This is a genomic window from Litorivivens lipolytica (assembly GCF_014191715.1).
In the GTDB taxonomy this organism is placed as follows: Bacteria; Pseudomonadota; Gammaproteobacteria; order Pseudomonadales; family Spongiibacteraceae; genus Litorivivens; species Litorivivens lipolytica.
On sequence record NZ_JACHWY010000001.1, the window covers coordinates 1364514 to 1382350 of the forward strand.

The following is a 17837-nucleotide window of genomic DNA, read 5'->3' on the forward strand; positions in this document are numbered from 1 at the left end:
CTGCCGGCTTTCTGACGCAGGCAGTCTCACAACTTGTAAAACTTTCATCGAGGGGCGGCCAATTTTTTGTAGCCCCGCTGCTGACAGATTAATCCTGCCGCAAAGTTCAGGTAGACTACTCAGACATCCAATTCAGACTAGGTAAACCATGCGCATTCTTGTCACAGGTGCCACCGGCTTTGTCGGTTCACACGCGGCATTGGCACTGCGTGAAGCAGGCCATGACGTGCGCTTGCTACTACGCAACCCAAGTAAACTGGAACAAATTCTGGCACTGCACGACATCGCATCTACCGCACCGTTTACCGATATCGTTGTCGGCGATGTGACAGATGCGGAGCTGGTCGCAAAGGCCTTGAAAGACTGTGACGGGGTCATCCATACCGCCGCGTTCGTCTCGACAAAGAAAAAGGATGCCGACAAGGTCATCAGCACCAACGTTGGCGGTACTCGCAACGTCATTGGTCAGGGCTGCGAGCTCGGACTGAAACATCTGATTCACATTTCTAGCGTGGCGGCTATTTACGCTCCGGATCATCCCATACTCACCGGAGAAGAACCCCCGGCCGGTTCAGAGTCAGCCTACGGCCATTCAAAAGCCGAATGCGAACGGTACGTGCGCGGCTTACAGGACGCAGGGTACCCGGTCTCCATCCTGTATCCGGCCAGTATTATCGGCCCCCACGACCCCGGGCTGTCTGAACCCATGAACGCGCTACGGATTTTTTGCTCCCGCATGGGTGTCGTTACCAGCAGCGGCAATCAGTTTGTGGATGTACGGGACATCGCCACAGCATGTGTCGCCATTATTGAGAAGATCAAACAACCGGAACGGATTCCCTTGGGCGGCCACTACTATCCGTGGAAGGAGCTGATCAATACGCTCTACGATCTGACCGGCAGACGGGTGCCCTACGCTCCTATTCCCGGCCCCCTGCTGCGCGCGATGGGAGTTGCTGGCGACGGCGTTGTCGCTTTGACGGGCGCCGATATTCCGATCACCTCTGAAGGGATGCAGTACGCGACGCGGTGGGTGCGAACCGATGACAGCAAGTACGAGCAACTGCTCGGCCTGACTTTTCGCGACCACCGGGAGACCCTCGCAGACAGTCTACGCTCGCTGCAACGCGCTGGGCATATAAAGCAAAAACACCTCGGAAAACTGGCGCTGTAACCCTAGCTCATCATTTACTTTACGCACATCACCTGACCGCCTTTGCCTCCCGGCCCTTCGGCAGCCTGTGCTAAAGTTTCGCGAACGTTGAATGTAGAAACCAAGTCGGCTATGCCCTTAATTCATAAAATTAATCATCCGCAAGTTGAAGGTATTCGGGTCGGACGCACCGGGCCAGCTGGCAACTACCGCATCAACACCACCTGTATTGTTTATCGACTGGGTGACACCATCATCGATACAGGCCCAACCAAGGAATGGAAAACGGTCAAACGTTTTCTTGATGAACGGGGTGTCCGGCGGGCACTGCTAACCCACTATCACGAAGACCACAGCGGCAATTGTGGTCATGTACAGGATTGCTTTAATGCCCTTGTGCACAGCCACACCAGCAACCACGACAAACTGGCAAGCGGCTACGACCTGAACCTGTTCAGCAAACTGATCTTTGGTGATATCACGTTTTCTGAGGCCAGCACCTTCCCGGAAACCATAGAAACCAACACTGGCCAGCAACTCAAGGCTCTGCATATGCCCGGCCATTCCGACGACATGACCACCCTCTTTGAGCCCAACGAAGGCTGGCTGTTTTCCGGTGACCTGTATGTCTCGAGCAAGGTTCGCTATGCCTTTAGAGAGGAAAGTGTCAGCGAGCAGATTGCCAGTCTGAAAGCTGCCGTCGCGCTGGACTTCGACACCCTCTTCTGCGCCCATCAGGGCATGATCAAGGAAGGCAAACAGGCCCTGCAGAAAAAACTGGATCACCTGAGTGGCCTGCAGCAAGAGGTCAATCACCTTCACCAGTTGGGTTGGTCTGAAAAAGCCATTACCCGGAAGCTGCTGGGGCGAGAAGATATCGTATCGTGGTTTTCAGGCTTCGCCATGAGTAAAGGCAATCTGGTGCGAGCCTGCCTGCACAACTAGACCTTTAGAGTTCGCTGGCGCTAAACATCGAAAGCGAAGGTGACTCGCTCGCGATTGCACTGATGGCCTCAACAAAGGCAATGGATTCGGGAACCGCGAAATGCTGTTTTAACGCGGCTTCACTGGCCCATTTCTCTACAAATAGCAGACGACCAGCAACATCCGGATCCAGATAGACGCCGTGCTCGAGACAACCCGGTTCCGCGCGTGAGCGGGCAACATGCTCGCGACTGAGGCGCAAGGCCTCTTCAAGCTTTGCTTCAGGAACAACGGCACAGCCGTGAACGATGATCATACGGTTCCCTCTAATAGCCATGCGACAACTAAAACCCTTACGTTTTAGCGCCAGTTTTCGCCTTTTTTGAAGCCGCTTTAACGCGCTTGGTTGCCTTTGGCTTCCCGGCAGGGCTGGTGTTACCTGCTTCAAATCCCGCGGCCATCTCCAATTCACACAGCGCATCTTCCATATAGTCGATGATGCGCTGCACCTGTGGCAGGGAACGTCGGCAGGCGATTATGCCGAAATCCACATTCTCGCCATAGGTGACCAAGGTAATATTCATCGCCATGCCATCAGTGACAATCGACAAGGGATAAGAACCGTCCATCCTGGCACCGTTCCAGTACATGGTTTCCCGGATTCCCGGCACATTGGAGATCGCAACATTGTAGGGGGGCAAGCGAGGTATCAAACCGAGCGGCATTAACAAGGCAGAAGGCGATTGCATCAACATGCTGACCAGCTCCACTTCCTTCGGCGACATACCTTGGTAAAACGCTTTGCCAGCCTGCACCGAAGCCATCACCGCGCGCATTCGTTCAGCCGGATCAGCGATATGCGTTGATAAATCGGCACTGATAGCGGCCACCGCATTACCGGAATCGACATCGCCTTTTTGGCGCAGGGAAACCGGCACCATGGCTTTCAGGCCTTTATCGGGAAGCTCCGCGTGGTTGCTCAAATAGGTTCTCAGCGCGCCCGCGCACATTCCCAACACCGCGTCATTAAAGGTTCCACCAAAGGCCTTACCCAAGGCGTGAATACGGGCAAAGGGCCACGACTGAGCCACAAACCGGCGGGCACCGTCCACACGGCTGTTCAGCACACTGCCGGGCACACGCAAATGGGGGAGCACCAGATCACCACCGCGGCCTGTCCAGGCCTGAGTAAAACCTCTCAAGGCGCGAAGCAAGTTCGTACTACTGTCGAATGTCGACTTGAGACGATCGGCGACATTGCGTAATTCTTCTTCGGTCGGCAGGCCGGGCTGCCCAATCTGCAGTGCATCTTTGTAACGGCGCCAGGATTCCAGCGACAGCGGCGAATCTTCCAGCTCGTAATTCGGATCGGGCGATAACATGCTGCGGGATATATGCACCGAACGGGCACCGTCTACTGCCGCATGGTGGGTTTTTGTATACACCGCAAACTGCCGGTTCTGCAGGCCTTCAATCAGATGCATTTCCCACAAGGGACGGCTGCGCTCCAGCAAGGTACCATGCAACCGCGACACTAGCGTAAACAGCTCGCGATAGCGACCGGGCTTGGGCAGCGCAGAGTGGCGAACGTGGTATTCCATGTCCAGCGCGGGGTCTGGTTCCCACTGCGCATTCCCCATCAATCCAGCTCGGCCAAGCCGCAGGCGATCACCGAAGGGCGGGAGAAGGGTATCGGTATCGCGGATGGTATGAGCCAGATCGTGCAGGAAGGCCTGCTCATCCACGCCATCAGGCAGGGTAAAAAGGCTTACGCCCCCAACATGCATGGGCATCTCTCGGCTCTCTGCCAGAAGAAAGCCTTTATCGACCATACTGAGTTTTTTCATTCTAACCTCTGCCTGATGTTATGCGCGGAAAGACGGCACTCTTATTAAACAAGCACTGACAGCATTGTAGGCAAAAACGATGAGCTACGGGAAATAGTTGCGGGCAAGCGCTGTATCGCGCCACTCGGCATGGGTATAAGACGGATACAAAAAAGGCAGGCTATAAAAGCCTGCCTTTGTCACAAACCGCGTACGCTATTAGATAGCGACGATGTTTTCGGCTTGGGGGCCTTTCGGACCTTGAGTAACGCTGAATTCAACAGCCTGGCCTTCTACCAGAGTTTTAAAGCCAGAGCTTTGAATCGCACTGAAGTGGGCGAAGACATCGGGACCACCTTGCTGCTCCAGAAAGCCAAAGCCTTTAGTTTCGTTAAACCATTTTACGGTGCCAGTTACTTTAGACATAACAGAATATCCTGTAGATCAAATAGAAATGTGCCTTCATCAGGCGTGAATAGCGGAAAATCAGGCTGAGATTTAAAAACTACAGGACGAAGAACTGCGAAGATGCGACGTAACGGAGTGTATAAATAATAGTCTTTCTTTCAAGCTGCGCTTACCATAACGGCAAGCTTACGCCGTGTCAAACCTTTTATGCAGGAATCCTGCAGATTATACCGAGCAAACATACACGCTGTTCGTAGACTCACAGTTCTGTAACGGATTGTAAAAACGGACAATATGCGCATCTACTTGCGGGAAGACTTGCTTCAACAAATCTTCAAATTTGGGCTCGGGTAAATTCTGAGACCACATAGCAAAGACCCCGCCCGGCTTGATCTGGCTTGCCATCAGCGCCAGGTTTTCCGAAGTATAAAAACCGGCGTTTGAGGCATTCAGGTACTCTGTGGGCGAGTGGTCGATATCGAGCAGTATCGCGTCGAACTTTCGCCCGGCCTGATCCGGATCAAAACCGCGCTGCGGATCAACGGCTAAATCGAAAAAACTGTCCTTCACATAGCGACAGCGTGAATCCTGATTCAAGACCTTGCCCAGCGGTACTTTTTCGTCGCGATGCCATTCAATAACCGTTTCGATGGCATCGACCACCAGCAATTCATTCACCCGCTCGTTTTTCAGTGCCGCCACTGCGGTATAACCGAGCCCAAGCCCTCCGACAATGACCGAAAGCCCATCTCCACTGACGGCGTCCAGCCCCAAGTCTGCCAACGCCTCTTCCGCGTCTACAAACATACTGGACATCAGAAACTCTTCACCGAGTTTCACCTCGTAAATATCACGATCACCAAACGCTGGAATTCTTCGACGGCGCAAGGAAATTTCACCCAGCGGAGAGGTCTGACTATCAATTTCTTCAAACAGTAATGACACGGGAAAAAGCTCCCAAACTAATAATAGAAATCGCCGAAGCCAAGTGAGCTCCCGCACTGGTCACACAGCATAGTGCTAACAAGCGGGTTCTGACAGGCACGATGGCTCAAGACCAGGGCCGGAGCCTCGCAAAACCAGCGATCCCCCCAACGCATCAAGGTGACGATCACCGGAAACAGAGAAAGCCCCTCTTCCGTCAGCCGGTACTCGGCACGCCCTGCCCCATTGCGGGTAAAAATGCCGAGCTCAGTTAAACGCGAAAGCCGGTCACTGAGGATATTACTGGCAATACCCAATGCCTGCTGGAAGCCGCCAAAGCTACGCACACGATAGAAGGCCGCCGCAATGGTCAACGCTGTCCAGCGGTCACCCAGAATCTCCAGCGTTCTATCCATAATGGGGTGCTCCACGTTCAACGCGGAGGCCGCAATGCGCGAACGCCGTGAAGGCATGTCACTCGCGAGTGAACTATCTGGCTCACCCGGACCGTAGTGCCAGTCGCAAGCTCTTGCGTCGAAAGCCTGAAGACAACTCGCGCAACTCGGGACAGGACTGAATTCCTTTCCGCAACCCGCATGCTTCAAATGATGCGTTACACAGCCTTCGGTAAAGTGCCAGCGCTTATCCCAGTATATGATCGCCAACGCTACATCGTAGAGATCTTTCCCCATCTCCGTTAGATGAAACTCATTCGCTCCGCCGACATCCCGGCGCTCTATAACGCCCTGGCCGATAAGCCGCTTCAGCCGATTGCTGACCAGACTTTTTGAAAGCCCCGTACATTTCACCAGTTCGGTAAAACGAAAGCGCCCGAGAAAAACCCAATAGGTCAGCAGTAAAGAGCTGCGATCGCCGACAACGGCTAATGCCCGACTTATGGCGCGAGCATACAGCAGTGGGTTGGCCATGGGCTGATCTGTGGAAACGGGAAGGCCCTGAGTGTTAGATGAATTCATAGACGCATTCTAACACTGCTCAGCCGCACAGTACTGGCCACCAGCCGCGCCCCCGTCATTGCGAGCAAAGCGAAGCAATCTCCCGCTCATGGCGAGTTTTCTTCGCTGCGCTCGCAATGACGGCATCTTAGCAACCACCACTTGGCCGACGACTTTGACTAATACGAAAACGCTGCGCCACAAAGCCCAGCTCGGTCAGCGAGGCGTTTCCCGCCGGGTTCAAGCCCGTGACATGAAAATCACTGTAGGCGGCCGCAAAGTTTAAGGGCATTGGCCCCGTCAGATTGATGGTTAACTGGGCACCGGCGCGGGCATAGGCAAGCTCGGCCTGTTCGATAAAGCGCTCATTCTCCGAGTAGAGAAAGGCGGTCAAGCCTCCAGCCTCACGAACATCCCTTGTCGCCTGCTGCAAGGCATCCTCGGCGCTTTCACATTCAATAACAAAGGATACTGGGCCAAAACGCTCACCGAGATAAAGATCCCGCTGCGCGGTACAGACGCTGAGCATCAAAGGTGTGCGGGTACGGGCATTGGGGTAGTCCGGGTGAGGATAGGCGTTGCTAGGTAACAGGACTTCTGCCTGACCGGCCAGATCATCTAGCAGCGATTCTGTTTCCGGTGATTGTATCGTTGCCAGAATCATCGCCGCTTTGCGCGGATTATCCGCGATGGCATGAACCGCATCCGCCAAGCGTTGCCGCACTTCGCTGGCGGGCACCCAGTTATCCCCTTCTTTTACCCCTTGTTTGGGGAGGTAGATATTTTGGGGGCTGGTGCACATCTGTGCCGAAAACATACACAAGGTGGTCGCCAGAGATCGAATCACCGCATCCAGATCCCTGCAGGAATCCAGTACCACGGTATTCACCCCGGCCGTTTCGGTAAAGCACAACGCCGGATGGGCATTCTGCTCAACCCAACTGCCAAAGCGGGCACTGCCCGTAAAATCCACAATCGCGGTTTTGGGATGTTTAACCAGAATCTTGCCCAGCGGCGCATTGCGGGTATCCAGTTGCAGGGTTACCAGATTCGGATCCTGGCCGTTGGCCGCCAGCACCTCGCGAAAACACTCCACACTAATCGCCATCGGCAGAACAGAACCTGGATGCGGTTTGACGATCACCGGATTACCGGTAGCGAGGCTTGCCATCATCGACGGCCAGGCATTCCAGGTGGGAAAACTGGCACAGGTAAAACACACCGCAACACCACGCGGCACAAGACGATAGGTTTTATCCAAACTGATCGTGGCTTTACCAAACTGACGCTCCCAGTGCGCTGTGTCGGGTGTAAAGCGCATGGCTTCGTAAGCGTAGACCAAAGCCTCTATCGCGCGGTCGAGGGCATTGACCCCGCTACCGGTAAAACTCATATTCGGGCTTTGCCCAGCGGTATGCATCACCGCACGGGCCATCAGAAAGACTTTGGATTCCAGCGCATCGATCACGTCCATCAACAGACCAATGCGTTGCTCCGGGCAAAGCCGCGCCCAGGCAGGCAGTGCCGCTTCTGCCGCTGAAAACAGCGCATCGGGTTCACAGCGCGGGTAGTGAATACCCAGCGGCTCGCGGGTGTAGGGCGAGATTTCATCGCCGACCTGATCAATGATTCCCGGTTGCGACAGATTAAACGGCTGGTTACACAGCCCGGTAAATTCTTGATCGGCTTGCGCTGACCGTGCTTCATGATCCGGCATCAACGTTGCGGCTTCCGGAAAAGGCGACCAGTGAAAACGCTCTTTGCAGGCTTTTCGCGCCGCAGTAAAACGCTGTTCGTGTTTTTTAAACAAGTCCATCAGTGCCCCACTTTTTTCCAGCGAATTGCATGATGCTTCATACCTCTTTCTGTGTCTTCGTCGGCAGAGAGCGTTAGAAAAACTCCGTCGAAGGTCATACGCCGACGCTGTTCACTGCCGACAAAATTCGGATTTAGCGAAAGTTCAACGCGATGGACAACCTCGTCGCCGTCAATGTAAAACGCGCCGCCGTAGGAAAAATAACTGTCGAAGGCCGCGAGCTTTTCGCGCTCGGGCGCTTTGGCCGGAACCGGATGAGACAATAGTGAACGGCCTGATCGGGCAATGGTCGCACTCATCTGGCCATCGCTTGTATAGAGAATACGACCCGCAGGCTGCTCACCAAAGGGGTAGCTTGTTTTTTCACCGAGCGTGATCGTCCAGGAAAGCAGCTCCCAGCCACCGACGATCGAATGATCTATCCGTATCATTGCATGCGCTCCACCAGCATCGCTGAACCCACGCCGCCCGCACCCGTGGCAACCACCAGTCCCAATGTGCCGCCATCCTGTTCGAGAACATCACACAAGGTCGACAGTAATACCGCTCCGGTAGCGCCCATCGGGTGGCCCTTGGCCAGATGGCCACCACTGACATTCACCTTCTCCGGATCAACGCCATAGCGACGTTCAAACAGCACCGGCGCCACAGCAAAGGCCTCCATAAATTCGATGCGATCAATATCCTTCAGCGTCAGGCCCTGCTGTTGCAGCAAGGCCTCCATGGCAGCCATACCGCCCGTTAATGAATCGGCGGCACTGGCCGCACTGTCGAGCCAACCCAGAATGCGAGCTCGCGCCTGTGATTTGTGGGCTACCCCGGCAATCAAACCCAGAGCGGCGCCATCGACCATGGGCGGTGCATTGGCAATGCTGTGTCGGTATTCAATGCGGCGCTCCTGCAGAATCTCGGCGAAGGGTTTTGCCATGGCTTCGAATCCGGGCGGCATAGCCGACAGGGATTCAAGTGTCGTCTCGGCGCGAATACATTCATCGCGTTCTGCCAATACCCGGCCATTGTCTCGCACCGGTTTGAGAGAAGCCTGATAAGGCTCAGACTGCGCTGCACGCTGATGTGAGCGCAGGGTTGCAGCGTTCAATTCCTCACAACTGACCCCCTCCTTAGTTGCAAGAATATCCGCCGACAGGGCCACAGGAATGTAGCGCTCGTCCACCGGCAGCGAGGGGTCCTGATAGTAGTGCGCTTTGTCCGCCATAAAAGGAACCTGAGACATGCACTCCACGCCGCCGGCAATAACCTGCCGATATTGACCGAGCGCAACGGCATTCGCTGCCAAGCCAATGCTGCTCAGGCCAGAGGCACAAAAATGATTCAGGGTCATGGCGGTGCAATGTTCAGGCAAACGCGCGTGCAGCTTGCTCTGCAAGGCAAGGTTACCGCCTTGCGCTCCAACCTGCCCGACACACCCCAGCATCAGGGCACCGGTGGACTCCAGCGGCTGTTTGAATTCGCGAGTAAGGCCAGCCACCAGCTCAGCCGGTGAAAGTGCAGTCAGACTTCCGTTTTCACGCGCTTTGGTCCGTGGCGTGCGCAGGCAACCCAGAATATAGGCGTCCATTTATTTCCCCCTCTTACCAGTCGCGTGCATCGGCCCAGGTCGCATGGAAACCCGCAGGGACTCGATCCGGCAGGTGAACCCGTGCCAGCGGACCTTTCTCTATCGCGCGCGCATCCCAGATACGAAACTCTGATTCACCCGTGCCTTCGTGGCTGCAGAGGCCAACCACATAGCCATCGTCTTCTTCTGTTGCACCGATTCGAGGTGCGAAAGCGACTTCGGAACCACACATCCCGGCTTCATAAAAATATTCGCTTTTTGTTCCAGTATCGAAATCGTAGCGATAAAAGCCTTCAAACTTGAGGGTATCTGTCGGCGCGATGGCCTGCACATAGGCGTAGCGGTTTTTCTGGCCGCTACTATCGAGATTAATACTGGGGAACTCACCAATCGCATCATCTAGATCACGTGTGGTGCATTTACCGGTTTTCAGATTCATCCGCCATTCACTGGGAACAGCATTTAGGGCCAACACTTCCACCATGGCGCGATAGGGACCAAAAGCTGCGCCATTTACATGGGGGTTCGGGACCATCTTGCAGCCGAGCATGACGATCTCATCGCCCTCCTCCCAGGCGTTGATCACGTGATAAATGTAGCAGGGATCGGTTTCAAACCAGGTGACCTTGCCACTACAGTTGCGCGGCACCACACCAAAGCGGGTTGGCTGCTGCGCTATTTCAATCGACCACTGGCGCTGCTTCAAGGCTTGCTCGGTAAAGACTACCGGCAGGTCGTGAAGTACGAAATAATTCTCGGTAAAGGCCATGTCGTGGGGCAGGCGCGGTCCGGGCAGGTCGATGGTCTGAAAACCGGTAAGCTTGTTATCCGCATTCACCACGCCGCAACTCATCCACGGCTCGTACAAGGCGTAGTCAAAGAACAGAAATTCACCGTTGCGCGGATCTGTCTTGGAATGCGCGGACACATGGCGCGGCAATTTGCCGCCGAAATCTTCCTCTCGCAGGGTATCCAGTGTTCTCGGATCCAGTCGCACCGGATTGCCACTGATATACCAAAGCGCCATCAGCTCACCGTTATGAAGGATGACGTCGGTATTGGCCGTATCTTTATACACCTTGGGTTCGCGCTTTCTCGTCGCCGGCTCCATCACGCCCGCAACAACGCACTGCCCGTTGGCATCGTCAATAAAATCCTGCGAGCGCACATAGCGATTGCGGTATTCGGCCTTGCCGTTTTCCAGATACACCCCATGCATCATGCCGTCGCCGTCAAACCAGTGGTGCATCCCCATGGGGGTGTGCAGGGGGTTGGGACCATTGCGCAAATAACTACCGCATAAATCCTTCGGAATTTCCCCGGTCACCTTTAATTCCAGACGGGTTTTCTCTTCCGCAACTGGCGCGTAGAGCCCGTGCAGGTAGGGGTTTTTCTTATTCAACTCGGGGAGTGGCTTGACCGCGCTCATGGCATTCTCCAGTGCATTGCTGCAGTTGTATTGACAGGTTCTGTAATGCAAGCGTAGGATTTCATTGTAGAACTCAGATAACACCTGTCAAGCAGGGAGACCACCATGGCCGAGGCGACCACACTCTGGCAGCTGTTCCAGCAAGCGGTGCAACGCGCGCCGCAACAGGAAGCACTGCTCGATCCACCCAATCGGGAGGCGCTCTGCGGCACGCCTGCTAGGCGACTCAGCTTTAGCGAGGTGGAACAGACGGCACTGCGTATTGCGGCCCAATGGCATCAGAGCGGATTGCGCGCCGGTGATATTGTGCTGGTGCAGTTGCCAAATGTGATTGAGCTGCCGCTGGTATATCTCGCGGCCGCACGTCTGGGGCTGATTGTGTCGCCTGTACCGGTGCAGTATCAGCAGCATGAATTGCGCATGATTATTGACGCCACCCACCCCCGCGCAATTGTCAGTGGAGAGCGCTTTAAAGAGGACAATCTCCTGCAACACTTTGATGGTCTGATCCCAAACTCTTCGCTCTGTTTCAGCATTGATGGCCCAAGCGGTCAATGGCAGGCGCTGGGCGAGAATATCGAGACGGCAAATCTCAACGACGTTCCCACGCCGGATCAGGACGCGCTATTTACCTTGTGCTGGACCTCTGGCACCACCGGCACACCGAAGGGCGTGCCGCGCCGCCATCGTCACTGGCTAGCCATGATCCCCGCCTTCGAAGACGCCACCGCCCTGCCTCAGGGCGCAGCCATGGTTGCCCCCTTCCCTATGGTCAATATGGCGGCCATCAGCGTGTTTCTGGTGTATTGGCTGTCGGTAAACGGCAAGCTGGCCCTGCACCATCCACTCGATCTACCGGTCTTTCTTCAGCAGATTGAGGAAGAAAAAGCCCTGTATACCGTGGCGCCACCGGCCCTGCTCTCACTCCTTTTGGCGACGCCTGACTTGCTGAACAGTCGCGATTTATCCAGCCTGCGGGTGATCGGCTCGGGTAGCGCACCGCTGGCCCCGTCAATGATTTCCGGCTTCAAGGAACAATTAGGGGTAGATGTGGTGAATATGTTTGGCTCCAACGAAGGTTGCTGTCTGGTGTCCGACGCGCAGGACGTGCCGGACCCCACCGCCAGAGCCAGCCTGTTTCCACGCTTTGGCGCACCAGGCATCTCCTGGCATAACCGCATTGCCCAGGTTTTTCATACCCGTTTGATTGACCCGGACAGCGGCGATGCCATTACCGAAGCGGGCAAAGCCGGCGAACTGGTCATCAAGGGCGACACTGTATTTGAAGGCTATTGGCACAGCGCTGAGGCCAACCGCGAATTGTTTGATGCGGAGGGGTATTTCCGCACCGGCGATCTGTTTGAAATTACCGGCGACAACGATGCCTTTTATCGTTTTGTCGGACGCCGCAAAGATCTGATTGTGCGCGGCGGGATGAAAATTTCTCCGGAGGAAATCGATCAGCTATTGACCGGGCACCCGGATATTCAGGAGGTCGCCGTCGCGCCCTACCCCGACGAGCATTTGGGTCAGCGTGTTGCTGCCTTTGTGGTCAGTCAAAAACCTTTGACTGTTGACGATCTCACAGCGTATCTGGAGCAGGCAGGCCTGGCGCGCTTTAAATGGCCGGAACAGGTCATCGCTATCGATACCCTGCCCCGCAACCCGCTCAATAAAGTGCTGCGCCATGAACTGGCGCGTCAACTGGAGACCACACCCGTATGAGTCATTCGCGCTTTGAGGCCCTCTGCGCGCGCCTCACCTTGCCCGTTGTACAGGCGCCTATGTTTCTTATCTCCGGCCCGGACATGGTCATTGCCGCCGCCAATGCCGGCATTCTGGGTTCGTTTCCCACGCAAAATGCACGCACCAGCGAACAACTGAAAGACTGGCTCGATACCATTCAACAAGGCTGTGCCGGCAAGCCCTGGGCGGCCAATGTGATTGTCCACCCGACCTTTGAACGGCGCGATGCGGACCTGGAACTGCTGCTGGAATACCAGCCCGATCTGATTGTGACGGCGCTGGGCAGTCCCAAGCATATTATCGAGCGCGCCCATGCCGCTGGCTCGCTGGTATTTGCCGATGTGATCAGCCCGGTCTTTGCCCGCAAGGCTGTCGACGCGGGTGTGGACGGTCTGGTGCTGATCTGCTCCGGCGCGGGTGGTCACACCGGCCCCTTGAGCCCCTTTGCCTTTGTGGATGCTGTGCGCGAATTCTGGGACGGCCCACTGATTTTGGGTGGCGGCATTGCCACTGGCCGGGGGATTCGCTCGGCACGTGCACTCGGCGCCGATCTGGCCTATCTCGGCACCCGCTTCCTCGCCAGCCGCGAGAGTATGGCAGCAGACGGCTACAAACAGATGGTGATCGATAGCTCCGTTGACGACATCATTTGCTCCGACGCCATTACCGGCGTGGCGGCCAATTGGCTGCGCGCTTCACTGCAGGCCGCCGGGCTCGACCCGAACAACATGCCCAAAAAAGCCGAGATGAATGTGAGTGCCAGTGTGGACGCCAAACGCTGGAAGGATATCTGGGCCGCCGGCCAATCCGTGGGCCCCGTGCACAGTTTGCAAAGTATTCAGGACATTGTCGACGAGCTGACGCTACAACTCGCCGAATAACCCCCCTCGTCGCGGAGGAAAATAACAATGAACCGACGCAAAATAAGCTCGACTGCCATCGCCCTAACTCTTAGCGGCAGCCTACAGGCCAACTCGCCGGTACTGGAGGAAGTGCTGGTAACCGCGCAACTGCGTTCGCAAAGCTTGCAGGACGTCCCCGTTTCCGTGAGCGCTATGGGCGGCGACAAACTGCAGGAAGCAGGGATCGACAAGATCGAAAATCTACAGGCATATATCCCCAACTTCACCATGTCGGAAACAGGTATTGGCACCAACATTTATATCCGTGGTCTCGGCAGCGGCATCAATCAGGGTTTTGAACAATCCGTGGGCATGTATTTTGATGGCATTTACTACGGCCGTGCCCAGCTATCCCGAGCGCCCTTTCTCGACCTCGAAAGGGTTGAAGTATTGCGCGGCCCGCAGAATATTCTCTATGGCAAGAACAGTATTGCCGGTGCTATCAGCCTCCACTCACGCCGCCCAAGCGATGAAAACGAAGGCAAGGTCTCGCTGCTTTACGAACCCGAGCACGGCGAAGAGGTGATTGATCTCGTATTGTCGGGCCCAGTGACTGACTCTGTCGGTTTGCGTTTCGCCGGGCGCTATCGCCAGCTTGATGGCTACATTGAAAATCTGACGCTGGATCGGGACGAACCGGCCCGCGACGAAGTCACCGCTCGCTTGCTGATCGACTGGGCAGTATCAGACCGTCTGCAGATTTTGACCAAACTGGAAGCCGGCAAGTTTGATGTGACTGGTCGCCAGGTTGAGGTTGTCACGGATATCCCATCCAATTCCACCAACCCCTTATTCGAAGGGCGTACTTACGCTCAGATTCTCGATAATACTCAAGTGCCCGGCGCCCTGAATATCGACGCTGACGAATCCGTACTCAACAACTTTCAGGATTACAAACGCTCCTCCAATGGCGACTACAGTCACAACGACACGCGCAATCTCACCATCAAAGCCGATTACGATCTCGACGGCACAATACTGACGTTCGTTACCGGCTTTATGCACTACGAGTTTGAAGAAGTCGCCGACGTCGACTTCACCGGCGCCGAAGTGTTCGACGCCTTGCTGCAGGAAGAATACCGCCAGTTCAGTCAGGAGTTTCGCTGGGTATCGCCGGTTGGCGATGACTTTGACTATATCGCCGGCGGCTATTTTCAAAAGAGTGAGCTGGATTACTTTGACGCCGTGCGCATCGACAGCACGATTCTGCCCGAGCTACTCAATGTCGCCGATGCCGCAGCCGGCGGCGATCTTGGCGACAGACCAGCAGACGGTGACGTTTTCGGCGGCGTCGCCGGTGTGGGGGATGCTGGCGAGCATCTCCGCGGTTTACGTACTCCCAGGGTTTTCACCACCGATACGACACTGTGGTCGGCCTTCTTCCAAGGCACCTGGCATTGGCAGAACAATCTACGTGCCACTTTCGGTGCTCGCTTGTCCTACGAAACCAAAGACGGCAGCCGTTCGATCAAACTCACCAATGACGGCAGCCAGCTCGATCAGCAGGAAGTGCGCACCGTGCTCGCCAAGGTACTCTCGGTGGAAGAACAGGATCTGAACGGCAGCCGATCTTCTACCAACCTATCCCCTCTGTTTACCCTGCAATACGAACCCAGCGATACCACTATGCTGTTCGCCACCCTGAGTCAGGGGTTTAAATCGGGCGGCTTTGATGCCCGCTCCAACCAATCGCCGGCCGCCGATGACCCGGCGCCCCACAATCCCAACTATGGAGATGAGCCCAGCGAACAGTTTATCGGCTCCTTTGAATTTGAAGAGGAAGAAGCGATCACCCTGGAAATCGGCAGCAAAAGTACCTTTTGGGATGGACGCGCCGATTTGAACGCCACAGCCTTTATCACCGAATACGACGATCTTCAGGTCAGCATTTTCGATGGCACCCTCGGCTTCAACGTGGGTAATGCCGGTGCAGCCCGAACCATGGGTATTGAGTTCGATGGGCGCGTGGCATTGACTGAAACGCTAACGCTGAGCGGTGGTCTGGCGCTGCTGGACTTTGAATTTACCGAATTTGAAAACGGCCAGTGCTTTCAACAGCAACCCGACCCCGAAGATGATGGCCTCTGCGACTTTACCGGAAAAACCAACCAGTACGTGGCAGATTACTCAGGCAACCTTTCTCTCGCGTGGGAAAACCCGATGACCAACGGCCTGATACTGCGCGGCGCGTTTGACGTGGTTTTCTCAGGCGAGTACAACCCTACTCAGGATCTGGACCCGCGCATGCTGCAGGACGCTTATTACAAACTGAACCTGCGTGCGGCAATCGCGGATGAAGCGGCGGGCTGGGAGTTTGCGCTGATCGGCAAAAACCTCACTGACGAGGTCATCATTACCTACGCCAACAGCATGTCGTTAGCCAACAGCGTTTTCGGTGCCATTGGCCACTACGCCTTTATTGAGAGACCGCGCAGTATTGCGGCCCAATTCAGTTACCGCTGGTAGCCGCAAACACAGGGCCCACACAAGGAGAACACCCCATGAGCAAAGACGTCTTTATTCTCGGCTGGTCACAAACGGACTTTGCCCGGCACTGGGGGCGCGAGAACAAGGGCTTGAAAGAGATTATGGCCTCGGCGCTTGAAGACGTACTGCAGCAAGCCGATATTCCCGCTTCGGCAATTCAATCGGCTCACGTCGGCAATTTTATTGGCGAGCTAACCAACGGTCAGGGTCAACTCGGTGGTGTATTGGCATCCGTTGACCCGGCCTTACACGGCCTACCCATTTCCCGGCACGAGGCCGCATGCGCCTCTGGCAGCATGGCGGTGCTCTCGGCCATGGCGGAAATCGAAGCCGGCCGTTACGACTGTGTACTGGCCATCGGCGTCGAGCAGGAGCGCCACCTCAGTGGCGAAATCGCCGCAAAACATATGGCCACCGCCGCGCTGGCGGGCGAGGAGTCTGAAGCCGCTACCTTCTGCTGGCCGTGGATGTTTGAAGGCCTCGCTGCAGAGTATGAACGCCGCTACGGTCTCAATGAAAATGCCATGCGTGAAATCGGCAAGATCAACTTCGCCAATGCCAAAGATAACCCCCGCGCCCAGACTCGCGACTGGCAATTCGCCGAAGGCAGCTTTGATGCGGACGATAGTCGCAACCCCTTGGTGGAAGGTCGACTGCGCCGCAATGATTGCGCCGGGTTTACCGATGGCGCCGCTGCGGTTCTTCTGGTCAGTGCCGACAAGGCGAGAGAACTTGGCGCCGATCCGGAAAAGCTGCCGCGCATTCTCGGCTGGGGGCATACCACCGCCACCATTCGCCAAACAGACAAGATTGCACTTAGCGCCAACGAGGCACTGATCTTTCCACACGTCGCAAAAGCCATTTACGACGCCCAGCACCGGGCGGGGCTGCCCAACACCGGCATGATTGATGTAATCGAAACCCATGACTGCTTCACTATCACCGAATATATGGCCATTGATCACTTCGGCATTACCGGCCCCGGTGAAAGCTGGCAGGCGATAGAAGATGGGCGCATTACCCGTGAGGGTGCGATTCCCATTAATCCGGGTGGGGGTTTAATGGGACAGGGCCACCCGGTAGGCGCGACCGGCATTCGCATGCTGGCCGATGCCTGCCGGCAAGTCACCGGTAGTGCCGGAGCCGCCCAAATCGATGGCGCCAAGCGCGTGCAAACCCTGAATCTGGGCGGCAGCGCGACCACAATCGCAAGTTTTGTGGTGGGGTGCTGAGCGCCCCAAACTACTGTAAAAATCACAGCATCTTTTCATTGATGACGCTGCTATAATCGCGCCGCCTACCACTACCCTGTCGGGCAAACCATGACGCCACTCACTCACCGATTCAGCCTGACCAGCCTGATGCTGGTATTGCTGCTTTGTTGTGGGATGGCCGGTCTTGCAGCGATTGACGTTACCCGACCGGACACCCAATCCCAGCTACTGAATCACGATGGCCTTGCCGATGGCCTTCACCAGCGACCGGGTGAATTCCGACTTTCCCCTTCCGGTGAAAAGGACGACCTGCCCGCACTGTTTCTTAACGGCAGCGGCCTCAGCTCGTCAGATTATTTCTGCCACAAAGCCCAGACTCCCCCGCCTTCGGAGTTTCACGGCGATTACGTACGCAGACCGCCCGCGCGCGGTCCTCCCGTTCTCACGTTGATGATTTAAACCGTAATCATTAA

General features: G+C 55.8%; 16 protein-coding genes. 7 read left to right on the forward strand and 9 right to left on the reverse strand.

The window, feature by feature from the left end; all coding sequences use genetic code 11:
- Positions 1-148 precede the first annotated feature (148 nt).
- Together FHR99_RS06240 and FHR99_RS06245 are read left to right on the forward strand one after the other, a co-directional pair.
- A complete protein-coding gene (locus FHR99_RS06240) occupies positions 149-1174 on the forward strand; it encodes an SDR family NAD(P)-dependent oxidoreductase (protein ID WP_183409651.1) in 1026 nt (341 codons plus the stop codon).
- Between the two features lie 111 nt (positions 1175-1285).
- The gene (locus FHR99_RS06245; protein WP_183409652.1) at positions 1286-2098 is read left to right on the forward strand and encodes an MBL fold metallo-hydrolase; all 813 of its coding nucleotides are present in this window, start codon (positions 1286-1288) and stop codon (positions 2096-2098) included.
- 4 nt (positions 2099-2102) lie between these two features.
- On the opposite strand, the gene FHR99_RS06250 is transcribed toward FHR99_RS06245, so the two are convergent.
- From FHR99_RS06250 to FHR99_RS06290, 9 genes are all read right to left on the reverse strand, one after another.
- Positions 2103-2393, reverse strand: coding sequence for a putative quinol monooxygenase (locus tag FHR99_RS06250; RefSeq protein ID WP_183409653.1), 291 nt, complete (start codon positions 2391-2393; stop codon positions 2103-2105).
- 37 nt (positions 2394-2430) lie between these two features.
- Positions 2431-3924, reverse strand: coding sequence for a WS/DGAT/MGAT family O-acyltransferase (locus FHR99_RS06255; protein ID WP_183409654.1), 1494 nt, complete (start codon positions 3922-3924; stop codon positions 2431-2433).
- A gap of 198 nt (positions 3925-4122) precedes the next feature.
- The gene (locus FHR99_RS06260) at positions 4123-4329 is read right to left on the reverse strand and encodes a cold-shock protein (protein ID WP_183409655.1); all 207 of its coding nucleotides are present in this window, start codon (positions 4327-4329) and stop codon (positions 4123-4125) included.
- 207 nt (positions 4330-4536) lie between these two features.
- The gene (locus FHR99_RS06265; protein WP_183409656.1) at positions 4537-5256 is read right to left on the reverse strand and encodes a spermidine synthase family protein; all 720 of its coding nucleotides are present in this window, start codon (positions 5254-5256) and stop codon (positions 4537-4539) included.
- 17 nt (positions 5257-5273) lie between these two features.
- Positions 5274-6164: a winged helix-turn-helix transcriptional regulator gene (locus FHR99_RS06270; RefSeq protein ID WP_183409657.1), complete on the reverse strand. Its 891-nt coding sequence runs from the start codon at positions 6162-6164 to the stop codon at positions 5274-5276.
- A gap of 175 nt (positions 6165-6339) precedes the next feature.
- Entirely contained in the window at positions 6340-8007 is a 1668-nt protein-coding gene (locus FHR99_RS06275; protein ID WP_183409658.1) for an aldehyde dehydrogenase family protein, read from the reverse strand.
- The gene (locus FHR99_RS06280; RefSeq protein ID WP_183409659.1) at positions 8007-8438 is read right to left on the reverse strand and encodes a lipocalin-like domain-containing protein; all 432 of its coding nucleotides are present in this window, start codon (positions 8436-8438) and stop codon (positions 8007-8009) included. The genes FHR99_RS06275 and FHR99_RS06280 overlap by 1 nt, the downstream gene beginning before the upstream one ends.
- On the reverse strand, positions 8435-9586 hold the full coding sequence (locus FHR99_RS06285) for an acetyl-CoA C-acyltransferase (RefSeq protein WP_183409660.1): 1152 nt from the start codon (positions 9584-9586) through the stop codon (positions 8435-8437). The genes FHR99_RS06280 and FHR99_RS06285 overlap by 4 nt, the downstream gene beginning before the upstream one ends.
- Positions 9587-9599: 13 nt before the next feature.
- Complete coding sequence (locus FHR99_RS06290; protein WP_183409661.1) at positions 9600-11015, reverse strand: carotenoid oxygenase family protein; 1416 nt, start codon at positions 11013-11015, stop codon at positions 9600-9602.
- A 105-nt stretch (positions 11016-11120) separates the two neighbouring features.
- Between FHR99_RS06290 and FHR99_RS06295 the strand changes: the two genes are divergently transcribed.
- The 5 genes from FHR99_RS06295 to FHR99_RS06315 all read left to right on the forward strand — a co-directional run bounded on the left by FHR99_RS06295 (position 11121) and on the right by FHR99_RS06315 (position 17823).
- On the forward strand, positions 11121-12740 hold the full coding sequence (locus FHR99_RS06295; protein WP_183409662.1) for a class I adenylate-forming enzyme family protein: 1620 nt from the start codon (positions 11121-11123) through the stop codon (positions 12738-12740).
- Complete coding sequence (locus FHR99_RS06300; RefSeq protein ID WP_183409663.1) at positions 12737-13642, forward strand: NAD(P)H-dependent flavin oxidoreductase; 906 nt, start codon at positions 12737-12739, stop codon at positions 13640-13642. Before FHR99_RS06295 ends, FHR99_RS06300 begins: the two co-directional genes overlap by 4 nt.
- 27 nt (positions 13643-13669) lie before the next feature.
- Positions 13670-16129 carry a TonB-dependent receptor gene (locus tag FHR99_RS06305; RefSeq protein ID WP_183409664.1) on the forward strand — a complete coding sequence of 820 codons (2460 nt, stop codon included), beginning with the start codon at positions 13670-13672 and terminating at the stop codon, positions 16127-16129.
- A 35-nt stretch (positions 16130-16164) separates the two neighbouring features.
- Entirely contained in the window at positions 16165-17382 is a 1218-nt protein-coding gene (locus tag FHR99_RS06310) for an acetyl-CoA acetyltransferase (protein ID WP_183409665.1), read from the forward strand.
- Between the two features lie 90 nt (positions 17383-17472).
- Positions 17473-17823, forward strand: coding sequence for a hypothetical protein (locus FHR99_RS06315; protein WP_183409666.1), 351 nt, complete (start codon positions 17473-17475; stop codon positions 17821-17823).
- The last annotated feature ends 14 nt before the right edge of the window (positions 17824-17837 follow it).